A 20493-nucleotide genomic window follows, 5' to 3' on the forward strand; every position below is an offset into this window, starting at 1 on the left:
CCCTCCTGCCGTTTCCGGCGCCCGTCCCCGCGGGCCGCACCACCCGCCGCGACCGCGGCACCGCACGACCCACCTCTGAGAGGATCCCTCCATGGCCAGCTTCGTCGACCGTGTCGTCCTGCACGTCTCCGGCGGCGACGGGGGGAACGGGTGCGCCTCGGTCCGGCGCGAGAAGTTCAAGCCGCTCGCCGGCCCCGACGGCGGCAACGGCGGTGACGGCGGCACCGTCCGCCTCGTCGTCGACTCCCAGACCACGACGCTCCTCGAGTACCACCACTCGCCGCACCGCCACGCGACGTCGGGCACCCAGGGCATGGGCGACGACCGCGACGGCGCCAACGGCGAGGACCTCGTCCTGCGCGTCCCGGACGGCACGGTCGTCAAGTCGCCCGACGGCACGGTGCTCGCCGACCTCGTCGGCGAGGGCGCCGAGTACGTCGTGGCCGAGGGCGGCCGGGGCGGTCTCGGCAACGCGGCGCTCTCGTCCCCGCGCCGCAAGGCGCCGGGCTTCGCCCTGCTCGGCGAGCCGGGCGAGGAGCGGGACGTCGTCCTCGAGCTGAAGACCATCGCGGACGTCGCGCTCGTCGGGTACCCGAGCGCGGGCAAGTCGTCGCTCGTCGCCGCCATCTCCGCGGCGCGGCCCAAGATCGCCGACTACCCGTTCACGACGCTCGTGCCCAACCTGGGCGTCGTGCAGGCCGGCTCGGCGCGCTTCACCGTCGCGGACGTCCCGGGCCTCATCCCGGGCGCGAGCGAGGGCAAGGGCCTCGGTCTGGAGTTCCTGCGCCACATCGAGCGCACCGCGGTGATCGTGCACGTGCTCGACTGCGCGACGCTCGAGCCCGGCCGGGACCCGATCAGCGACCTCGACGTCATCGAGGCCGAGCTCGCCGCCTACGCGCAGGACCTCGAGATCGAGGGCGGGCGGGTGCCGCTCACCGAGCGTCCGCGCCTCGTCGTCCTCAACAAGATCGACGTCCCCGAGGCGCGCGACCTGGCCGAGCTCGTCAAGCCTGACCTCGAGGCGCGCGGCCTGCGGGTGTTCGAGATCTCGACCGCGAGCCACGAGGGCCTGCGCCCGCTGACGTACGCGCTCGCCGAGCTCGTGGAGAAGGCGCGCGCCGAGGCGCCCGCGCCCGAGCCGACGCGCGTCGTGCTGCGGCCGCGCGCGGTCGACGAGGCCGGGTTCACGGTCAAGCGCAAGGGCGGGGCGACCGACTACTGGTTCGAGGTGCGCGGCGCCAAGCCGGAGCGCTGGGTCCGCCAGACGGACTTCTCCAACGACGAGGCCGTGGGCTACCTCGCGGACCGCCTCGCGCGTCTGGGCGTCGAGGACAAGCTGTTCGAGGCGGGCGCCGTCGCGGGCGACGAGGTGCGCATCGGCAGCGACGTCAACGCGGTCGTCTTCGACTGGGAGCCGACGCTCATGTCGGGCTCCGAGCTGCTCGGCGGCCCGCGCGGCTCCGACAACCGCCTCGACGAGAGCCTGCGCCCGACCCGCTCGGAGAAGCGGCGCGAGCACCACGAGCGCATGGACGCCAAGGCGGAGGCGCGGCGCGAGCTGTGGACCGAGCGCCAGGCCGGCACCTGGACGGACCCCGAGTCCGACTGACCTGGAGGCCGACCGACCCGGAGTCGTCCGCGCCGCCGAGGGCCCGGTTCCCCGTGGGGGACCGGGCCCTCGGCCGTGCCCGGGTCGTCCTCGGCGCGGCCCGGGAGCGGGCGCAGGCGTCCTGGTCCGTGAAATCGTGCGCGGCGGCGGCCCTCCGGCGGCGATGATGGGCGCGTGAACGCGCTGTCCTCCCGCTCCGAGATCGCCTCCGCCCGCCGCGTGGTCGTGAAGATCGGCTCGTCGTCGCTCACGGGCGCCGACGGCCACCTCGACCTCGCGGCCCTGCGGGCGCTCGTCGACGTCCTCGCGGCCCGACGCGCGGACGGCGGCCAGGTCGTGCTGGTCACGTCGGGCGCCATCGCCGCCGGGATCGGCCCTCTCGGTCTCGCGACCCGACCGCGCGACCTCGCGACGGCGCAGGCCGCGGCGTCGGTCGGGCAGGGCATGCTCGTCGCCCGGTACGCCGAGGCGTTCGCGGCGCACGGGCTGCGCGTCGGGCAGGTGCTGCTCACCGCGGAGGACACGGTGCGTCGCGGGCACTACCGCAACGCCCAGCGCTCGCTCGAGCGCCTGCTCGACCTCGGCGTCGTGCCCGTCGTCAACGAGAACGACGCCGTCGCGACCGACGAGATCCGCTTCGGCGACAACGACCGGCTCGCCGCGCTCGTCTCCCACCTCGTGCGGGCCGACGCCATGGTCCTGCTCACGGACGTCGACGGCCTGTACGACGGCCCGCCGTCGCGCCCGGGCGCGCGCAGGATCGCCGAGGTGCGCTCGCCGGCCGACATCGAGGGCGTCGAGGTGACGGGACGGGGGAGCGCGGTCGGCACGGGCGGCATGCTCACCAAGCTCGAGTCGGTCTCCATCGCGACCGGCACGGGCATCCCCGTGGTGCTCACCAAGGCGCAGCACGCCGCCGCGGCGCTCGCCGGCGAGCCGGTCGGGACCTGGTTCGCCGCGACGGGCAGGCGGACGACGCGCCGTCGGCTCTGGCTCGCGCACGCGGCGCGCACGCGCGGCCGCCTCGTGCTCGACGACGGCGCGGTGCGGGCCGTGCAGGGCGGGCGCGCCTCGCTGCTGCCCGCGGGGATCACCGCGGTCGAGGGCGAGTTCGACGCCGGCGACCCGGTCGAGCTCGTCACGTCCGACGGGCGCGTGGTCGCCCGCGGCCTGGTCGCGTTCGAGTCGCGCGACATCCCGGACCTCCTCGGCCGGTCGACCACGGAGCTGCGGGCCGAGCTCGGCCAGGGCTACGACCGCGAGGTCGTGCACCGCGACGACCTCGTCCTCGTGCGGCGGCGCGCGCGCTGACCGCGGGCCGGACGACGCTCCCGGCGCGACGGCCGCCGACGTAGGCTCGGACCATGACCACCACCGAGGACGCGCCCGTCGTCGCGGGCGCCGCCGAGCCCGGGACCGCCGGTCCTGCCGCAGCCGCGACCGACACTCCGACCGACGTCGCGGCGGCCGTCGAGGACGTCGCGCGCCGCGCCAAGGTCGCGTCGCGCACGCTCGCGACGGCGACCCGCGCGACGAAGGACGCCGCGCTCCTCGCGCTCGCCGACGCGCTCGTCGCGGCGACCGACGAGATCGTGGCCGCGAACGCCGTCGACCTGGAGCGTGAGCGCGCGAACGGCATGAGCGAGGGGCTGCTCGACCGGCTCGCGCTCGACGCGCCGCGCGTCGCCGCGATCGCCGACGCGCTGCGCGCGCTCGCGGGCCTGCCGGACCCGGTGGGGGAGGTCGTGCGCGGCTCGACCCTGCCGAACGGCCTGCGCCTGCGCCAGCTGCGCGTGCCCATGGGCGTCGTCGGCATGATCTACGAGGCGCGCCCCAACGTGACGGTCGACGCCGCAGGCCTCGCGCTCAAGAGCGGCAACGCGGTGATCCTGCGCGGCGGGTCCGCGGCGGCGAGCTCCAACGAGGTGATCGTCGGCGTGCTGGCCCGTGCGCTCGAGGCGCAGGGGCTGCCCGGCGACCTCGTGCAGTCGATCGACCGGTACGGGCGCCCGGGCGCCGTCGCGCTCATGCACGCGCGGGGTCTCGTCGACGTCCTCGTCCCGCGCGGCGGGGCGGACCTCATCCGCACCGTCGTGCGCGAGTCGACCGTCCCCGTCATCGAGACCGGGGTCGGCAACGTCCACGTGTACGTCGACGCGAGCGCGGACCGGGCCATGGCGCTCGAGATCCTCCTCAACGCCAAGACGCAGCGCGTGGGCGTCTGCAACGCCGCGGAGACGCTCCTCGTCCACGCGGACGCCGCACCCGAGTTCCTCCCGGCCGCGCTCGCCGCGCTCACCGAGGCGGACGTCGTCGTGCACGGCGACGACCGCACGGCCCGCCTCGCGCCCGCGGGCACCGAGGTGCTCCCCGCGACCGACGAGGACTGGGCGACCGAGTACCTCGCGCCCGAGATCGCCGTGCGCGTCGTCGACGACCTCGACGCCGCCATCGAGCACGTGCGGACCTGGACGTCGGGCCACACCGAGGCCATCGTCACGCGCGACCTCGCGGCGTCCGAGCGCTTCGTCGCCGAGCTCGACTCCGCCGCCATCATGGTCAACGCCTCGACCCGCTTCACCGACGGCGGCCAGTTCGGCCTCGGGGCGGAGATCGGCATCTCGACCCAGAAGCTCCACGCGCGCGGCCCCATGGGCCTCGCGGAGCTCACGACGACGAAGTGGGTCGTGCACGGGGACGGCCACGTCCGCCCCTGACGCACGGCCCCCGGCGGGTACCTGATACCCGCCGGACGAGGTCCCCGGACGGTCGTGAGAGACTGGTCGGCGACCGGCGCCCGTCCGGTCCGCCGTCGGGCCGGTCCCGGCGGGCGTACCGTTCCATCGCACCACCCCGGCCCGCGGCACGTGCCCGTCCGGCCCGGGGACGACCTTCGAGGAGGACGTCGTGATCTCTGCCGTCGTGCTGGCCGCCGAGGAAGGCGCCGAGGCCGCGTCGCACCTGCCCATCCCGCCGCTCGCGTACGGGCTGCTCGGGTTCGGCGGGCTCGTGGCCCTGCTGCTCGTGACCTACGCGTTCCGCAGCGTCGGCACGCGGCACTGACCCGCCCCGGACGACGGAAGCGCCCGCGACCGATGACGCGTCGATGAGCCCGCGCCGGCCCCGCCTGGGGGTGATGGGTGGCACGTTCGACCCCATCCACCACGGCCACCTGGTCGCCGCGAGCGAGGCTGCGGCGCGGTTCGACCTCGACGAGGTCGTCTTCGTCCCCACGGGCAAGCCGTCGTTCAAGCAGCACCAGACCGTCAGCCCGGCCGAGCACCGCTACCTCATGACCGTCATCGCGACCGCGTCGAACCCGCGGTTCACGGTGAGCCGTGTGGACGTGGACCGGCCCGGGCTGACCTACACGGTCGACACGCTGCGCGACCTGCGGGCCGCGCGACCGGACGCCGAGCTGTTCTTCATCACGGGTGCGGACGCCGTCGAGCAGATCCTCACCTGGAAGGATGCCGACGAGCTCTGGAAGATGGCACACTTCGTGGCTGTCTCCCGCCCGGGTCACCAGCTGAGCGTCGAGGGCCTGCCTCCGGGCGTGGTCACGACGCTCGAGGTCCCCGCCCTCGCGATCTCGTCGACGGACTGCCGTCGGCGCGCGGAGGCCGGGCAGCCGGTGTGGTACCTGGTTCCGGACGGCGTGGTCCAGTACATCGCCAAGCACGGTTTGTATCGAGGTCAGCACGATGAGTGACAACGGCAGCAACATGCAGCCCGTCCGCCCGCTCACCCGGCGCGAGATGCGCGAGCGCGAGCAGGCGGCCGCCGCCGAGCGGTCCGCGCAGAGCGCCGCGCCCCCGCCTGCCCCGGCACCGGGTGCGGGCGGCTGGCAGCAGCCGGCGCGCCCGGCCGCGCCGTCCGGCCCGCCGCCGTCGCGCCGCACCCTGCGCGAGACGACCGGCCCGGCCGAGCACCCGGCACAGCCCTCGGTCGTTCGACCCCCGGCCGCATCGGGCGGCATGCGCGGCCTGGACGAGACCGGCCGCCTCACGCCGGTCCAGGAGACGGCCGAGCGCGTCGCGATCCGCCCCCCGGCCCCGACGCCCGTCGTGCCCACGCGCACGTCCTCGCGTCCGCCCGCCGCGACTCCGCGGCCCCCGGTGCCGGGTGCGTCCGGCCCCGTGCGCCCCGCGACGCCGTCGGCTCCGGTCGGCGGTCTCGCCGCGGGCTCGGGCCCCGCGCGTCCCGAGACGACGCAGCCGCCGCGCCTCTCGGCGTTCGCGGCCCCGCCCACCAGCACTGCCCCGCCCGGCACGCCCGCGCCGGCACCGGCGACCTCCCCCTGGGCGGGGACGCGCGCGCCCGCTCCCGAGCGCGCGCCCGCCCCGGCACCGCCCGCCGAGGCAGGCGGCGCGGCCCTGCCGTGGTCCGCGATCACGGCAGGCTCCGCGCCCGAGCCCGCGAGCGCGGACCGCGAGCAGTCCTCGCCCTTCGGCGGCGTGCGGGAGTCCGCACCTGCTCCCGCCGGCGGTTCGGACGCGCTCTTCCCCCGCGTGCGCGGTCGTGCCGCCAAGCCCGAGGAGTCGGACGACGACGACCTCGAGGACGAGCGGCGCGGCCCGTCGTACACGTGGCTGCACTACCTGATCCTCGTCGCCGTCGCCTTCGTCCTCGGCCTGCTCGTCTGGACGCTCGTGTCCCGCGACGACCCGGGCCTGGCTGTGGAGGACGCGAGCGCCTCGGCCGCCGCCGTGCGGACGTGGGACGACCCCGGCACCCTCGACACCGGCCGCTGAGCGGCCGCACCACGAACGGAGACACGTGACCGCCACCGACCGAGCCCTCGAGCTCGCCGTCATCGCCGCCCGGGCGGCGTCCGACCGCAAGGCCGAGGAGATCATCGCGCTCGACGTGAGCGAGCAGCTCGTTCTGACCGACGTGTTCCTCATCGCCTCGGGGTCGAGCGAGCGCCAGGTCTCGGCGATCGTCGACGCCGTCGAGGAGGCCATGCACAAGGCCGGGTCCAAGCCGATCCGCCGCGAGGGCAAGCAGGAGGCCCGCTGGGTCCTGCTCGACTTCGGGGACGTCGTCGTGCACGTGCAGCACGCCGAGGACCGCGTGTACTACGCGCTCGAGCGGCTGTGGAAGGACTGCCCGGTCGTCGAGCTGCCGGAGGACGCGCGCGGCGGCGACGGCACGGCCGACGACACCGACGACACCACGCGCGGCGACGGCGCCATCCGCCTCTCGGGGGAGCCCCTGGCGTGACCGCCGGCACGCTCGTCCTCCTGCGCCACGGTCGCACCGCGTACAACGCGTCGATGCGCCTGCAGGGGCAGGTCGACATCCCGCTCGACGCCGTCGGGCGGTGGCAGGCGGAGCAGGGCGCGAAGGCCCTCGCGAGCGCGCACCGCGCGACGCGCGTCGTCGCGTCCGACCTCGTGCGCGCCGCCGACACCGCGCGCGCGTACGCGGCGGCGATCGGCGCGGACGTCGCGTACGACCCCCGGCTGCGCGAGCGCGGCTTCGGGGAGTGGGAGGGCCTCACGGGCCCGGAGATCGCCGAGCGCTGGCCCGAGGAGTACGCGGCGTGGCGCCAGGGCGAGGAGCCCGTGCGCGCGGGCGCGGAGTCCAAGGCCGACGTCGCGGCGCGCCTCGTCGCGTCCTTGACCGAGCACGTGGAGTCCCTGGAGCGGGACGACACGCTCGTCGTCGTCTCGCACGGCGCCGCGATCACGCTCGCGGTCACCGCGCTGCTCGGCCTGGACCCGGAGGGCTGGCGCGGGATCTCCGGGCTGCACAACGTCCACTGGTCCCACCTGCACCGCTCGGCGCCCGCCGCGACGCCCGCGTGGCGCCTCGTGGCGCACAACGTCGGGGCCGGGTTCCCGCTCGACGAGTGGAACGCGGGACCGGATTGGAATCTGGAGCCAGTTTCTGCGTAGACTAGCGACGCTCCGCAGGACGGGAAACCGGCCGGAGGAGTGCATGACCTGGATCTTCACGGATCCACGGGGCTGTGGCGCAGCTGGTAGCGCACCTGCATGGCATGCAGGGGGTCAGGGGTTCGAGTCCCCTCAGCTCCACCCGTAGAGCCGGACGGGAGCACGCATCATCGAGCGATGGGCGGGCTCCCGTCCGGCTTTTCTGCGTCCTGCGCGCCGCCCGGTGCTCGCCGGTGGAGGCCGCGGGTCTTGGCGCGGCCTGCCACGCTGGTGCGGTGCGACGGCGCTCCGCCCGTCGCGCGGGTACCCGGGGGAGGGCACGCGATGAGGCCACTGCGCTACGCGATCAACGTCACGCTCGACGGCTGCTGCCACCACGAGGCGGGACTGCCGCCCGACGAGGAGTCGATGCGGTTCTGGACCGAGGAGACGGAGCGCGCGGACGCGCTGCTGTTCGGGCGGGTCACCTACCAGATGATGGAGGCGGCGTGGCGCCGTCCGGCGTCGGGTGCGTGGCCGGACTGGATGGGGGAGCGGGACGTCCCGTTCGCCGAGGCCATCGACGGGGCGAGGAAGCACGTGGTGTCGAGCACGCTGCGCGAGGTCGACTGGAACGCGGAGCTCGTCGAGAGCGACCTGGGGGGCGCGGTGCGGCGGCTCAAGGAGGAGCCGGGCGGGCCCCTGTTCGTCGGTGGCGTGACGCTGCCGCTCGCGCTCGCGGACCTCGGGCTGATCGACGAGTACGCGTTCCTCGTGCAGCCGGTCCTGGCGGGGCACGGGCCGACGCTGCTGTCGGGGTTGCGCGAGCGCATCACGCTCGAGCTGGTGGACCGGCAGGAGCTGCGCTCGGGCGCCGTCGCGGTGCGGTACCGGCCCGTGACGGCCGTGCCGTGAGCCGGGACGACGCCCGGCGCGACAGGTGCCGGCCGGGCGTGCGTGCGAGGGGGAGCGGGACTACGACGTGCTGACGTGCACGTGGTCGAAGTGGTTGGCGGTCGCGCCGCCGCGGTCCTCCATGCCGGACCACGCGCTCGCCGGGTCGCCGGCCATCCAGATCTTCTGCTGGTAGATGAGGTAGGTGATGCCGAGCGAGCCCGCGTTGGCCTGCAGGTAGCGCGCGATGTCCCAGCCGGTCTCGCCGCTGATCATGATGTCGACGGCGCGGCCCGTGCCGTGGTCGCCGTCGTCGCCGGGGCGGATGCCGCCGAACGTGGTGACCTGGGGGAAGTTCGCGCACACGGAGCGGTAGACGGCGCGCGCGTTGGCGCGCAGCGACGACTCGATCCCGGTGCTCACGGAGCACGCGGCGTCCGAGACGCCGCCGGCGCTCGACCCCCCGGCCGCGGCGGCGGCGACCTGGGGCGCCTCGGGCTGCGACTGCGCGAGGAAGCTCGACTTGATCCACGCGGCCGCGCCGTCCCAGACGATCTGGCTCCAGTCGCCCTCGGTGACGCCCGTGACGTCGACGGCGGCGCCGAACTCGGTGGTCGCGACGCGCTCGGCGTCCGGGGACGGCGCGGAGCGCACGTTGACGGCCTCGGTGGTCCAGAGCTGGCCGGTCACGGGCGGCAGGGGCGGGGGCGTCGGGGCGGCCTGGGCGGCCGGCACGACGGCGATCTCCGCCGCGGTCTCGACGACCGGGGGCTCCTGCGGCGCCGTGGGCGGCGCGACGCGCTCGGACGAGCGGCTGGCGGCTCCCGTGCCGCGCTCCACGCTCGCGCCGGCGGTGGGCTCGACGCTCAGCGGAGCGAGGTCGGGGTTGCCCTCCGCAGGCTGGGGGCCCGCGCCCACGGCACCCGCGCCGAGCAGCGTGACGAGCGCCAGCGCGGGGAGCTTGAGCGACCGGACCGGCAGCGTCGGCAGGGCCGGGAGCCGGAAGGAGCGCGCGGTGGCGGGGGCTGCGCTGTGGCGGCCTCGGGACATGGTGCGCTCCGGTTCTTCGTGGGTAGGACGCGCCAATGTAACCAAACCGTGATCTGAGAAGTCCAGTCGGACATTCCGTGCAGCGCTCCCGTTCGACTCATGAGCGGCAGCGCTGAGTCGTATGCGCCGCAGTCGTTGGACGGGCGGGAGGCGGGTTCCTACGCTGGAAGCATGACCGTTCCCCCTGTACCGACCGTGACGCTCAACTCCGGTCACACCATCCCGCAGCTCGGCTTCGGCGTCTTCCTCGTGCCGCCGGACGAGGCCGAGAAGGCCGTCAGCGAGGCCCTCGAGGTCGGCTACCGCCACATCGACACCGCGGCGATCTACCGCAACGAGGAGGGTGTCGGCGCCGCCATCGCGAAGAGCGGCATCCCCCGCGACGAGCTCTTCGTCACGACGAAGCTCTGGAACGACCGCCAGTCGGGCGAGCAGCCGCACGACGCGATTCGTGAGAGCCTCGACAAGCTCGGCCTCGGCCACGTCGACCTGTACCTCACGCACTGGCCCGCGCCCGAGCAGGACCAGTACACGAACGCGTGGGCGAAGCTCATCGAGATCCGCGACGCGGGCCTCGCGCGCTCGATCGGCGTCTCCAACCACCTGCCCGAGCACCTCGACCGGATCGTCGCCGACACGGGCGTCGTGCCCGCCGTCGACCAGATCGAGCTGCACCCGGCCTACCAGCAGCGCGACGTGCTCGCCTGGGCCGACGCGAACGGCACGAAGATCGAGGCCTGGGGTCCGCTCGGCCAGGGCAAGTACCCGCTCTTCGAGAAGCAGGCCGTCGTCGACGCCGCGGCCGCCCACGGCGTGACGCCCGCCCAGGCGGTGCTGCGCTGGCACCTGCAGCGCGGCTTCATCGTCTTCCCGAAGTCGTCCCGCAAGGAGCGCATGGTGGAGAACTTCGACCTCTTCGGGTTCGAGCTCACCGCCGACGAGGTCGCCGCGATCGACGCCCTCGACACGGGTGACGGCTCGGGTCGCGTGAGCGCCCACCCGTCCGAGGTCAACTGACCCGGTCGCCCGCGGCCTCCCGCGAGGCAGCACGCACGACGAGGGGCGCCGTCCGGTCGGACGGCGCCCCTCGTCGTGCGCAGGTGGGAGGTCGGCTCAGCCGCACTCGTCGCAGATGCCCGTGGCGGGCAGGACCGTGAAGCACGTGGGGCACACGGCCGGCGGCTTCTCCGGCTCCGCGGAGCGGGCCGTCGTGCGGCGCGGTGTGCGCGTCGCGGGCGCGGCCTTCGCCGTGGCCCGACGTGCGGGTGCGGGCGCCGCGGGGGCGGCACCGGGCACGTCGAACCCGCGCTTGCGCAGCAGGTCCGCGACGCCGACGGGGCTGCTGCGGAACTCCTCGGCGGTCGCGACGCGGCCGGTCGCGTACCGGTGCGCGACGCCGAGGATCGCCTGCGCGTCGTAGACGCGGTCCTCGTGGACGAGCGGGGTGCCGGGGGACGCGGTGAACCCGTAGACCCCGAGGAACGCGTCCCGGCCCCGGTCGTCCCAGTCCGCGAGGGCCTGGAGGATGTGCTGCCGGGTCACTGCCGAGAAGGTTGCCACGGCACGAGCCTAGACCGCCCCGCGGGACCCCTCGGACGACGAGCGCGTGACCTTCCGCACGCGCTCGTGCCGGGCCCTGGACGCCCGTGGATCAGGGGACGGTGTACCCCGCGGCGCGGAACATCTCGTACCACTCGGCACGGGTGAGCGGGACCTCCGAACCGAGCGCGGCGCCGGCGACCCGGTCGGGGCTCGTCGTGCCGAGCACGACCTGCGTCCGCGCCGGGTGGCGCGTGATCCACGCGGTCGCGATCGCGATGGGCGGCACGTCGTACCGGGCGGCGAGGCGGTCGATCACGGCGTTGAGCTCGGGGTACTTCTCGGACCCCAGGAACACGCCCGTGAAGAACCCTGCCTGGAACGGGGACCAGGCCTGGATCGTGATGTCGTGGAGACGGCAGTAGTCGAGGATGCCCTCGTCGCGACTGATCGACTGGTCGAGGGCCTGCATGTTCGCGGCGACGCCCTGCGCGACGAGCGGGGCGTGCGTGACGGAGAGCTGGAGCTGGTTCGCGACGATCGGCTGCTCGACGTACCGGCGCAGCAGCTCGATCTGGCCCGGCGTGTGGTTCGAGACCCCGAACGCCCGCACCTTGCCCGCGGCGTGCAGGTCGGAGAACGCGCGCGCGACCTCCTCGGGTTCGACGAGGGCGTCGGGGCGGTGCAGCAGCAGGATGTCGAGGTAGTCGGTGCGCAGGGCCTCGAGCGAGCCCTCGACGGACGCGACGAGGTGCTCGTACGAGAAGTCGAAGTACGGGCCCTCGGGGACGATGCCGGCCTTGGACTGGATGACCCACTCCGTGCGCTCGGCGGGGGAGAGGTCGAGCGCCTCGGCGAAGCGGCGCTCGCAGCCGTGGAGCTCGGAGCCGTACACGTCGGCGTGGTCGAGGAACGTGATGCCGGCGTCCCGTGCGGTGCGCACGAGGGTGCGGACCTCGTCGTCGGTCTTGTCCTGGATGCGCATGAGGCCGAGCACGACGTCCGGGACGACGATGTCGGTGCCGGTCAGGGTGAAGGTCTTCATCGGTGGAGCTCCTTCGTGGGGTGGGCGGGTCGGGTGCGCGACGTCGGTGTCCGGGATCCGAGAGTGCACTGCCCCAGGGGGGTCCCGGGTCGGGGGTAGGAAGGGACGTCGTCCGCCGGGGGCGGGGTGCCGGACGACCCGAGTCGAGCCCGGTCGGCCGCGACGGGTCGAGCCTAGGAAGCGATAACCTAGAAGTCCAACAACTAGTATTTGTCAGATAGAGAACTGTGAGTGGTCAATGGACCTTCGTCAGATGGAGTACCTCGTCGCGCTCGCGGACGAACGCCAGTTCACCCGGGCCGCCCAGCTCGTCGGCGTCTCGCAGTCGGGGCTCTCCGCCGCGGTCCGCAGCCTGGAGGAGGAGCTCGGCGCGAGCCTGTTCACGCGGACGACGCGGCGCGTCGAGCCCACCGAGGCCGGTCTCGCGCTGCTCCCGCACGCACGCTCCATGCTCGCGCAGGCGGCGGCCGCTCGCGACGCGGTCGTGCGGGCGACGCACGCGCTGTCCGGCTCGCTGCGCGTCGGCTCGGAGCAGTGCCTGGGCGTCCTCGACGTGACCGCCCTGCTCGAGCGCTTCCACCGGCGCTACCCGCAGGTGGAGATCCACTTCGCACAGGCGGGCTCGCACGACCTCCTCGCGCGCGTCCGTGAGGGCGACCTCGACGTCGCGTTCGTCGCGACCACCGAGCATCTGGGGCCGCTGTCCCAGACGGTCCTGGGCAGCGAGCCGCTCGTGCTCGTGTGCGCGCCGGAGCACCCGCTCGCCGGGAGGGGTCGGGTCGAGTGGTCCGACCTCTCGGGCCAGGAGTTCGTCGACTTCGACCCCTCGTGGGGCGCGCGGCCGGTCAACGACGCGACGTGCGCCGCGCACGGCGTCCACCGGCGCGTGCGGTGCTCCGTCAACGACGTGCACACGCTCCTCGAGCTCGTCGACCGCGGGCTCGGCATCGCGCTCGTGCCGCGCCACGTCGCAGGCAAGCCGGAGGCCGAGCGCCTCGTGACGCTCGCGCTGCCGGAGGGCGGTGCGCCGAGCTGGGTCGTCTCCGTCGTCACGGGGCGCTGGGACCGCGGCGCCTCGGCCGCGCCGCAGCTCCTGGAGCTCCTCGCGGACGCCCCCGCGTGCCGCGGCGTCGACGTCTCCCGGCCCGACGCGGCCGCGCTGCGCGCGGGCGTCGAGGCGCCGAGCCCTGCCGTCGAGGTGCCGAGCCCTGCCGTCGAGGCCGTGGCGGAGGCCCGGTGACCGCCCGCGCGGGCACCGACGCACCGCTCTTCCCGCTGCGCAGCGTCGTCCTCGGCGCGTTCCTCCCCACGCTCGTCCTCGAGATCGGCGTGGGGGCCATGCTGCCGGTCGTCGCGGTCACGGCCACGGGCCGGGGCGCGAGCCTCACGGTCGCGGGGCTCGTGGCCGCGCTCGTGCCGATCGGCAAGATCCTCTTCGACCTGCCCGCCGGAGCGCTCGCCCAGCGCCTCGGCGACCGTGCGGCCATGCTGCTCGCCGGAGGCGTCGCGGCGGTCGCCTTCGCGACGATCGCGCTCACCCCCACCCTGTGGGGCCTCGCGGCGGGGGTCCTCGCGCTCGGTGCGTCGACCGCCGTCTTCAACCTCGCCCGCCAGGCGTACCTCACCGAGATCACGCCCCCGCTGCGCCGGGCGCGCGTCCTGTCGACGCTCGCGGGCGTGCACCGGATCGGGCTGTTCCTCGGCCCGTTCGCGGGCGCGGCGGTCATCGCCGCGACCGACGTGCGCGGCGCCTACTGGCTCGGGACGGGCGCCGCCCTCACCGCGGTGGTGGTGCTCGCCGTCGTGCGGCCGGACCCCGCGGAGGCCGGACGTGCGCGGCTGCGCGGCGCCCGGTCCGTGCCGCGGGTCGGCATCGCCCGCGTGGCGCGCGACCACCGCCACCTGTTCGCGACGCTCGGCGTGGCGATCCTCCTGGTGAGCGCGGTCCGCGGGGCCCGGCAGACCGTCATCCCCCTGTGGGGCGAGCACCTGGGGCTGGACGCCGAGGTGACGTCGCTGATCTTCGGCGTCTCCGGCGCGCTCGACATGCTGCTCTTCTACCCGGCGGGCAAGGTCATGGACCGGTTCGGGCGCCTGTGGGTCGCCGTGCCGTCCATGCTCACGATGGCCGTCGGCCTCGCGGTGCTGCCGCTCGCGCACACCGCCCCCGCGCTCGCGGTCGTCGCGGCGGTGCTCGGGATCGGGAACGGCATGGGCTCGGGCATCGTCATGACGCTCGGCGCCGACGTCGCGCCCGCGGACGTGCGCCCGACCTTCCTCAGCGTGTGGCGCCTGTTCCAGGACACCGGCGACGCGCTCGGCCCGCTCGTGCTGTCGGCCGGTGCGGCGCTGGGGTCGCTCGCCGCGGGCGTCTGGGCGACGGCGGCGCTCGGCGCCGGCTCGGCGGCCGCGCTCGCGCGGTGGGTGCCGCGGCACTCGCCACTCGCGAACCTCGTGCGGCGGCGCTAGACCCAGCCGTCCCTTGGCCGCCAGGTGGGGCGTCGGGACGGACGCGTGACGGCCCGGCTCAGACGAGCGTGAGGACGCCCAGCACCCCGACGGCGAGGGCGAGCACGAGCGAGACGGCGATGAGCACGACGTGCACGGTGAGGAAGCGCGTCGCGCGGCCGTCGGCGTCGCGCGAGCGGGGGTCCTTGGCGATGCGCTGGAGGAAGCGCGGCCAGATGAGCAGGTTCCAGGCGGCCGTGACGAGCAGGACCACGGACCAGACGACGGGGATCTCCACGTCCCGAGCATGCCAGGAGGCGTCGGGCGCCTCGGGCGGGACGACCGCGGGCAGGGTGTGGGATCCAGCACATCGACGCGGGCGTGAGGTGAGGCTAACCTCTCTCGTGGTCGACGCGCTCGCGGGGCCGCCGTTCCGCCCGGGGAGCCGGGCGCCGCACGAGGAGCCGCCGGTGTCCGTCAAGACCGTCAAGCCCCAGGACGCGCACGTCGTCACGCTGAGCGTCGTCGGGCGCGAGCGGGTCAGTCCCAACGTCGTGCGGGTCACGCTCGGGGGAGACGAGCTGGACCTCTTCACCCCGCTGGGGTTCGACCAGTGGTTCCGGCTCTTCCTCCCGCGCGAGGACCAGGACGCGCTGCGGCTGCCGACCCGCGCGTCGGGCCTCTGGTACGTCCAGTACCTCGCCACGCCCAAGGCGCGCCGGCCGTGGGTGCGGAACTACACCGTGCGGGCCGTGCGCCCGGGCCTGCGCGAGCTCGACGTGGACTTCGTCGTGCACGGCGACGCGGGGCCCGCGTCCTCGTTCGCGCTGTCCGCCGAGCCGGGGGACCGCGTGGGCCTGCTCGACCAGGGGATCGGCTACCACCCGCGCGTCCCGCACGACTGGACGCTCCTCGTCGCCGACGAGACCGGGCTGCCCGCCGTCGCGGGGATCTGCGCGTCCCTGCCCGACGACGCGCGCGGCCTCGCGGTGGTCGAGGTCCCCGAGGCGGCGGACGCCCAGGAGTTCCGCGTGCCCGCGGGTGTCGAGCTGCGCTGGCTGGCGCGCGACGAGGCGCGGCCCACGGGCGGCGACCACGACCTGCTGCCGGGCCACCTCGCGCTCGACGCCGTACGGTCGGCCGACCTGCCCGCCGGCCCCGTCTACGCGTACGCGGTCGGGGAGTCGGCGCTCGCGACGGGCGTGCGCCGCCACCTCGTCAACGACCGGGGCGTGCCGAAGGCGCACGTCGACTTCGTCGGGTACTGGCGCCACGGGCACGCGGCGTCCGCCTGAACTGCCCCGCGCGCGCCGTCGGGCGCGGGGCGTCGTGCAGCGGAGCGTCGTGCAGCAGGGGCGGGTCGGTCAGACCCGGCGGAGCTGGCGGAACATCGGGCAGTCGAACGGGTCGCGCGCCGAGAGCCCCACGCGGTTGAGGTACCGGACGACGATCGCGTAGGACTGCACGAGGCTCGTCTCCGTGTACGGCAGGCCGAGGTGCGCGCAGTGCTCGCGCACGATCTCGCGGGCCCGCGCGAGGTGCGGGCGCGGCATGCTCGGGAACAGGTGGTGCTCGATCTGGAAGTTGAGCCCGCCCATGAGGATGTTCATCCACCAGCCGCCGCGGATGTTCCGCGAGGTGAGGACCTGCTTGGACAGGAAGTCGATCTTGCTGTCGGCGGGGATGATCGCCATGCCCTTGTGGTTGGGGGCGAACGACGCCCCCATGTAGACGCCGAAGACGGCGAGCTGGACGCCCAGGAAGGCGGCCGCGAGGCCGAGCGGCAGGAACCAGACGACCGCGCCGACGTAGAGCGACAGGCGCAGCGTGATGGTGACGATCTCGATGACGCGCGTGCGGACGTCGCCGCGCGCGCGGCCGCCGGCGAGGAGCGAGCGGAACGCCTGCACGTGCAGGTTCACGCCCTCGAGCGTGAGGAGCGGGAAGAACAGCCAGCCCTGGTAGCGGTTGATGACCGCCCGGAAGCCCTTCGCGACCTCCGCGTCCTCCTCGAGGAACACGACGACGTCGGGAGCGATGTCCGGGTCCTTGCCGCGGCGGTTCGGGTTCGCGTGGTGGCGCGTGTGCTTGTTCATCCACCACGAGTGGCTGATGCCGACGACGCCGTTGGCCAGCACCTTCCCGAGGCGGTCGTTCGCCGGGCCGGACGCGAACACCTGCCGGTGCGAGGCCTCGTGCGCGACGAACGCGAACTGGGTGAGGATCAGGCCGAGCGCCCCGGCGATGAGGAGCTGGAACCACGAGTCGCCCAGGAGCACGAACCCGGCGACCGCGCCGCCGAGCGCGAGCGTGAGGACCCCGAGGGTCCACAGGTAGTAGGCGTGCGTGCGGTGGAGCAGGCCCGCGTCGCGCACCGTGCGCGACAGTGCGCTGTAGGTGCTGGTGACGGCGCCGGGCTCGTCGGTCCGAGGGCGGGTGGCCCGGAAGCCCGGGCGCACTGCGGCAGAGGTCATGTGTCCTCGCAGGGGTGTCGGTGTCGACTTCCCAGCCGCGGAGGTGAGCAGGTGCTCGTCGTGCAGATGGCCCCACCCTACGGGACCGTAGGTTGCGCGCGCGAGGGGGCCGGGTGAAGGAGTCGCGAAGGAGCGACACCTCACCCGGAGGGGTCAGGCGGCGAACCGGAAGGTCTGGCGGTACTCCGTCGGCGTGATCCCGACCGCCCGCCGGAAGTGGTGGCGCAGGAGCGCGGCCGACCCGAAACCGCTGCGGCGCGCGACCTCCTCCAGGTCCAGCGAGGACTCCTCGAGCAGCGCCTGCGCGTGCGCGACGCGTTGCGACGTCAGCCACGCGAGCGGGGTCGTGCCGGTCTGCGCGACGAAAGCGCGCGCGAACGTGCGCTCGGAGGTGTGGGCCCGGCGGGCGAGGTCGCGCACGGTGAGCGGCTCGTCGAGGTGGTCGGTCATCCACTCCAGCAGCTCCCCGAACGAGTCCTCCTCGCACTCGGGCACCGGGCGCTCGATGAACTGGCGCTGCCCGCCGTCGCGCTGGGGCGGCACGACCATGCGCCGGGCGATCGTGTTCGCCACCCGCGCCCCGAGCTCGCGGCGCACGAGGTGCAGGCACGCGTCGATGCCCGCGGCCGTGCCGGCGCTCGTGATGAGGTTGCCGTCGTCGACGAAGAGCACGTCGGGGTCGATGTCGAGGCTCGGGTAGCGACGGCGCAGCTCGTCGGCGTGCATCCAGTGCGTCGTCACCCGCCGTCCCTCGATGACGCCCGCGGCCGCGAGCACGAACACGCCCGAGCACACGCTGAGCAGCAGGGCGCCGCGGTCGGACGCGCGGCGGACGGCGTCGAGCACCTCGGGCGGGTAGTCGGTCCCGATGCGGATCGCCGGCACGACGACCAGGTCCGCGTCGTCCGTCGCGGAGAGGTCGTGGTCGGGCACGACGTGCGCGCCCACCGACGTCCGGACGGCACGGCCCGCGACCGGGCCGCACACGCGGAAGTCGAACGACGGGACGCCGTCGTCGCTGCGGTCGAGGCCGAAGACCTCGCACACGACGCCGAACTCGAACGGGGCCAGGCCGTCGCACACGACGGCCGCGACGGATCGCACCATGCTCGGCACGCTACGCCGCTGGCAGGATCTTGTCGAGAGGTGTCAGTGCTGCCACTCGTGGCGCGGGTCGTGCGCCGCGAGGGTGGAGCGATGGACATCTTCTGGGGTGTGGTGGCTCTTCTCCTCGTCGTCGGCCCGACGGTCGCGGCCCTCGCGGTCCGCCGCGAGGACCCGGCCCGTCCGTGGTTCCCCGCCGGGTCCGACGGCGCGTGGCCCGACGGCGCCGCGTGGGACGCGCGCGGGGACCGGTCGGTGCACGGCGAGCGCTGGGACCGCGACGCGCAGCGGCTGGACGCCGACCTGCGCGCCGCGGCGTCGCGACCGGCTGAGCCGGCCGCCGTCGTCGACCCGCACGAGGTCGCGGCCGAGCTCGTGCTGCGGCGCGTCGTGCCGAACCCGGCCGTGCGCGACGGCGTGCGCGCCGCTCCTGCCGTGCCGGGCGGGCGCCCCGGGGCGAACGTGCCCGTCGCGCCGCGGCGGCCGGGGACCCGGGGCACGCCGCTCGCGCGCTGAGCCCCCGCACGCTGAGCCCCCGCACGCCGAGCTGCCGCGTCCTGAGCCTCCCTCGTGCCGAGCCGTCGCGTGCTGCTCGACGCGCGCAGCGTCCTCGGACGCACGAACGGCCCGGACCTCGTGGAGGTCCGGGCCGTTCGCGGGGGAGCGGTGTCGCGCTCGGGTCAGGCGCGCGAGCCGACCGCGTCGACGTCCGCGTCGCCCGTGAGCTGGTCGAGGCCCTCGAGCTCGTGCGCCTCCCACGGCGCGTGGCCGAGGCTCGGGATCATCGTCGCGAGCTCCGGGCGCCACTTGGTGAAGCGGGCGGGGAAGCAGCGCTCGAGCAGGTCGATCATCGCCGGGACGGCCGTCGAGGCGCCCGGCGAGGCGCCGAGCAGGCCGGCGATCGAGCCGTCGGCCGCCGCGATGACCTCGGTGCCGAACTCGAGGACGCCCTTGCCGTCCTTGTCCTTCTTGATCACCTGGACGCGCTGGCCCGCGGTGATGGTCTCCCAGTGCTTGGGGTGCGCGGTGGGCATGAAGCCCTGGAGCGCGGTGAACTTGGTCTCCGGGCTCGCGAGGAGCTGGCCCACCAGGTACTGGGTGAGGTCGAGGTTCTTCAGGCCCGCGCCCACCATCGAGCCGAGGTTGTGCAGGCGCAGCGAGGTGAACAGCCCGAGGTACTTGCCCTTCTTGAGGTACTTGGGGCTGAACCCGGCGTAGGGGCCGAACATCAGGTACGTCTTGCCGTCGACGACGCGCGTGTCCAGGTGCGGGACCGACATGGGCGGCGAGCCGACGTCGGCCTTGCCGTAGACCTTCGCCTGGTGCTGGGCGACGAGCTCCGGGTCGTCCGTGCGGAGGAACTCGCCGCTGATCGGGAAGCCGCCGTAGCCCTTCGCCTCCGGGATGCCGGCCGCCTGGAGCAGCGGCAGCGCGCCGCCGCCGGCGCCGACGAACACGAACCGGGCCTCGACGGTCGAGCGGCGCTTCGGGGCGTTCCACGAGCGGTCCTTGACCGTCAGGCGCCAGCGGCCGTCCTTCGTCTTCCTGAGGTTCTTCACCTCGTGCTCGAGGTAGAGCTGCGTGCCCTCCGAGACGAGGTAGTCGACGAGCTGCTCGGTGAGGGCGCCGAAGTCGACGTCCGTCCCGCTCGTCGCGCGCGTCGCCGCGACCGGCTCGTCGCCGTCGCGCTCGGCGACCAGGAGCGGAGCCCACTCGGCGATGACCGCCGGGTCGTCCGTGAACTCGAGCTCGCTGAACAGCGGGTGGCGGCGCAGCGTCTCGAAGCGGCGACGCAGGTAGTCGACGTTCTCCGCGCCGCGCACGAACGTCATGTGGGGGGTGCGGGAGATGAAGCTCGCGGGCTGCGGCAGCGCGCCCGTCGTGAGCAGGTGGTGCCAGAACTCGCGCGACACCTCGAACTGCTCGTTGATCTTCACCGCCTTGGTGATGTCGATCGAGCCGTCCGGCTTCTCCGGCGTGTAGTTCAGCTCGCACAGGGCGGCGTGACCCGTCCCGGCGTTGTTCCACGGGTTCGACGACTCCTGCGCCACGGCGTCCAGGCGCTCGTAGATGCGCACCGTCCAGGTGGGCTCCAAGACCTTCAGGAGTGCCCCGAGCGTGGCGCTCATGATGCCACCGCCGATGAGGGCTACGTCGATCTGGTCTGCGCTGCTTGCGGGGTTGCTCGCTCGACTCGACACATGTCGATCCTACGCTTGTGAAAGAGTGCACTAACTGTGCGGTGCGTCACGGGCGTGCGTCACACTTTCGCGGGACCTCGGTCCTGAGCCGGGCAGGTCGGACGTCGCGTACCGCGCGATCCGTCCGCGTTCGCCCGGGTCGCACCGCGATCTCGCGAGGGAGAGCACGGGTCCCGAGCCGTCCTCCCGCGAGGTAGAGCCGTGGTCTCGCGAGGTGGAGCCGTGGTCCGCGTGCACGAGCCGA

At 74.4% G+C, this 20493-nt stretch carries 21 protein-coding genes and 1 tRNA gene; 15 read left to right on the forward strand and 7 right to left on the reverse strand.

From position 1 onward, the window contains the following. Positions 1-91 precede the first annotated feature (91 nt). The 10 genes from obgE to ACI769_RS08195 all read left to right on the forward strand — a co-directional run bounded on the left by obgE (position 92) and on the right by ACI769_RS08195 (position 8409). Positions 92-1612: a GTPase ObgE gene (gene obgE, locus ACI769_RS08150; RefSeq protein WP_043658397.1), complete on the forward strand. Its 1521-nt coding sequence runs from the start codon at positions 92-94 to the stop codon at positions 1610-1612. Between the two features lie 183 nt (positions 1613-1795). Continuing rightward, entirely contained in the window at positions 1796-2923 is a 1128-nt protein-coding gene (gene proB / locus ACI769_RS08155; RefSeq protein WP_034651801.1) for a glutamate 5-kinase, read from the forward strand. 53 nt (positions 2924-2976) lie between these two features. Then, positions 2977-4329, forward strand: coding sequence for a glutamate-5-semialdehyde dehydrogenase (locus ACI769_RS08160; RefSeq protein ID WP_085387664.1), 1353 nt, complete (start codon positions 2977-2979; stop codon positions 4327-4329). 190 nt (positions 4330-4519) lie between these two features. Next, positions 4520-4675: a hypothetical protein gene (locus ACI769_RS08165; protein ID WP_021483496.1), complete on the forward strand. Its 156-nt coding sequence runs from the start codon at positions 4520-4522 to the stop codon at positions 4673-4675. A gap of 43 nt (positions 4676-4718) precedes the next feature. Beyond that, a complete protein-coding gene (nadD, locus tag ACI769_RS08170; RefSeq protein ID WP_031316993.1) occupies positions 4719-5324 on the forward strand; it encodes a nicotinate-nucleotide adenylyltransferase in 606 nt (201 codons plus the stop codon). Continuing rightward, positions 5317-6366 (forward strand): hypothetical protein, encoded by a 1050-nt coding sequence (locus tag ACI769_RS08175; RefSeq protein WP_157446613.1) that lies wholly within the window; start codon positions 5317-5319, stop codon positions 6364-6366. The genes nadD and ACI769_RS08175 overlap by 8 nt, the downstream gene beginning before the upstream one ends. Positions 6367-6391: 25 nt before the next feature. Further along, positions 6392-6838, forward strand: coding sequence for a ribosome silencing factor (rsfS, locus tag ACI769_RS08180; protein ID WP_021482244.1), 447 nt, complete (start codon positions 6392-6394; stop codon positions 6836-6838). Continuing rightward, the gene (locus ACI769_RS08185; RefSeq protein ID WP_085387666.1) at positions 6835-7515 is read left to right on the forward strand and encodes a histidine phosphatase family protein; all 681 of its coding nucleotides are present in this window, start codon (positions 6835-6837) and stop codon (positions 7513-7515) included. The genes rsfS and ACI769_RS08185 overlap by 4 nt, the downstream gene beginning before the upstream one ends. Positions 7516-7583: 68 nt before the next feature. Continuing rightward, positions 7584-7656, forward strand: a tRNA-Ala gene (locus ACI769_RS08190). A 183-nt stretch (positions 7657-7839) separates the two neighbouring features. Beyond that, positions 7840-8409 carry a dihydrofolate reductase family protein gene (locus ACI769_RS08195; protein ID WP_409141452.1) on the forward strand — a complete coding sequence of 190 codons (570 nt, stop codon included), beginning with the start codon at positions 7840-7842 and terminating at the stop codon, positions 8407-8409. A 60-nt stretch (positions 8410-8469) separates the two neighbouring features. Here ACI769_RS08195 and ACI769_RS08200 read toward each other — a convergent pair whose 3' ends face one another. Continuing rightward, positions 8470-9438, reverse strand: coding sequence for an SH3 domain-containing protein (locus ACI769_RS08200; RefSeq protein WP_051028408.1), 969 nt, complete (start codon positions 9436-9438; stop codon positions 8470-8472). Positions 9439-9609: 171 nt separating this feature from the next. Between ACI769_RS08200 and ACI769_RS08205 the strand changes: the two genes are divergently transcribed. After that, positions 9610-10455, forward strand: a complete 846-nt coding sequence (locus tag ACI769_RS08205; protein ID WP_114553074.1) for an aldo/keto reductase — start codon at positions 9610-9612, stop codon at positions 10453-10455. Positions 10456-10551: 96 nt separating this feature from the next. On the opposite strand, the gene ACI769_RS08210 is transcribed toward ACI769_RS08205, so the two are convergent. After that, positions 10552-10998: a hypothetical protein gene (locus ACI769_RS08210; protein ID WP_085387669.1), complete on the reverse strand. Its 447-nt coding sequence runs from the start codon at positions 10996-10998 to the stop codon at positions 10552-10554. Positions 10999-11089: 91 nt separating this feature from the next. After that, a complete protein-coding gene (locus tag ACI769_RS08215; protein ID WP_114553073.1) occupies positions 11090-12022 on the reverse strand; it encodes an aldo/keto reductase in 933 nt (310 codons plus the stop codon). A gap of 253 nt (positions 12023-12275) precedes the next feature. Between ACI769_RS08215 and ACI769_RS08220 the strand changes: the two genes are divergently transcribed. Together ACI769_RS08220 and ACI769_RS08225 are read left to right on the forward strand one after the other, a co-directional pair. Beyond that, positions 12276-13262 (forward strand): LysR family transcriptional regulator, encoded by a 987-nt coding sequence (locus ACI769_RS08220; RefSeq protein ID WP_409141453.1) that lies wholly within the window; start codon positions 12276-12278, stop codon positions 13260-13262. Continuing rightward, positions 13259-14491 (forward strand): MFS transporter, encoded by a 1233-nt coding sequence (locus ACI769_RS08225; protein ID WP_409141454.1) that lies wholly within the window; start codon positions 13259-13261, stop codon positions 14489-14491. The genes ACI769_RS08220 and ACI769_RS08225 overlap by 4 nt, the downstream gene beginning before the upstream one ends. Before the next feature lie 58 nt (positions 14492-14549). On the opposite strand, the gene ACI769_RS08230 is transcribed toward ACI769_RS08225, so the two are convergent. Continuing rightward, positions 14550-14768: an SCO4848 family membrane protein gene (locus ACI769_RS08230; RefSeq protein ID WP_086151137.1), complete on the reverse strand. Its 219-nt coding sequence runs from the start codon at positions 14766-14768 to the stop codon at positions 14550-14552. Positions 14769-14940: 172 nt separating this feature from the next. Here ACI769_RS08230 and ACI769_RS08235 point away from each other — a divergent pair, with 172 nt between their 5' ends. Continuing rightward, complete coding sequence (locus tag ACI769_RS08235; protein WP_409141455.1) at positions 14941-15765, forward strand: siderophore-interacting protein; 825 nt, start codon at positions 14941-14943, stop codon at positions 15763-15765. Between the two features lie 69 nt (positions 15766-15834). Here the strand turns inward: ACI769_RS08235 and ACI769_RS08240 are convergent, their stop codons facing one another. Further along, positions 15835-16944 carry an acyl-CoA desaturase gene (locus ACI769_RS08240; protein WP_086151135.1) on the reverse strand — a complete coding sequence of 370 codons (1110 nt, stop codon included), beginning with the start codon at positions 16942-16944 and terminating at the stop codon, positions 15835-15837. A 153-nt stretch (positions 16945-17097) separates the two neighbouring features. Continuing rightward, complete coding sequence (locus ACI769_RS08245; RefSeq protein WP_086151134.1) at positions 17098-18051, reverse strand: helix-turn-helix domain-containing protein; 954 nt, start codon at positions 18049-18051, stop codon at positions 17098-17100. Positions 18052-18141: 90 nt separating this feature from the next. Between ACI769_RS08245 and ACI769_RS08250 the strand changes: the two genes are divergently transcribed. Then, complete coding sequence (locus ACI769_RS08250; protein WP_171468104.1) at positions 18142-18564, forward strand: hypothetical protein; 423 nt, start codon at positions 18142-18144, stop codon at positions 18562-18564. A gap of 164 nt (positions 18565-18728) precedes the next feature. On the opposite strand, the gene mqo is transcribed toward ACI769_RS08250, so the two are convergent. Further along, complete coding sequence (gene mqo / locus ACI769_RS08255; protein ID WP_144722588.1) at positions 18729-20249, reverse strand: malate dehydrogenase (quinone); 1521 nt, start codon at positions 20247-20249, stop codon at positions 18729-18731. Positions 20250-20493 lie beyond the last annotated feature (244 nt).

Source organism: Cellulosimicrobium sp. RS, from assembly GCF_046159675.1.
In the GTDB taxonomy this organism is placed as follows: domain Bacteria; phylum Actinomycetota; class Actinomycetes; order Actinomycetales; family Cellulomonadaceae; genus Cellulosimicrobium; species Cellulosimicrobium funkei.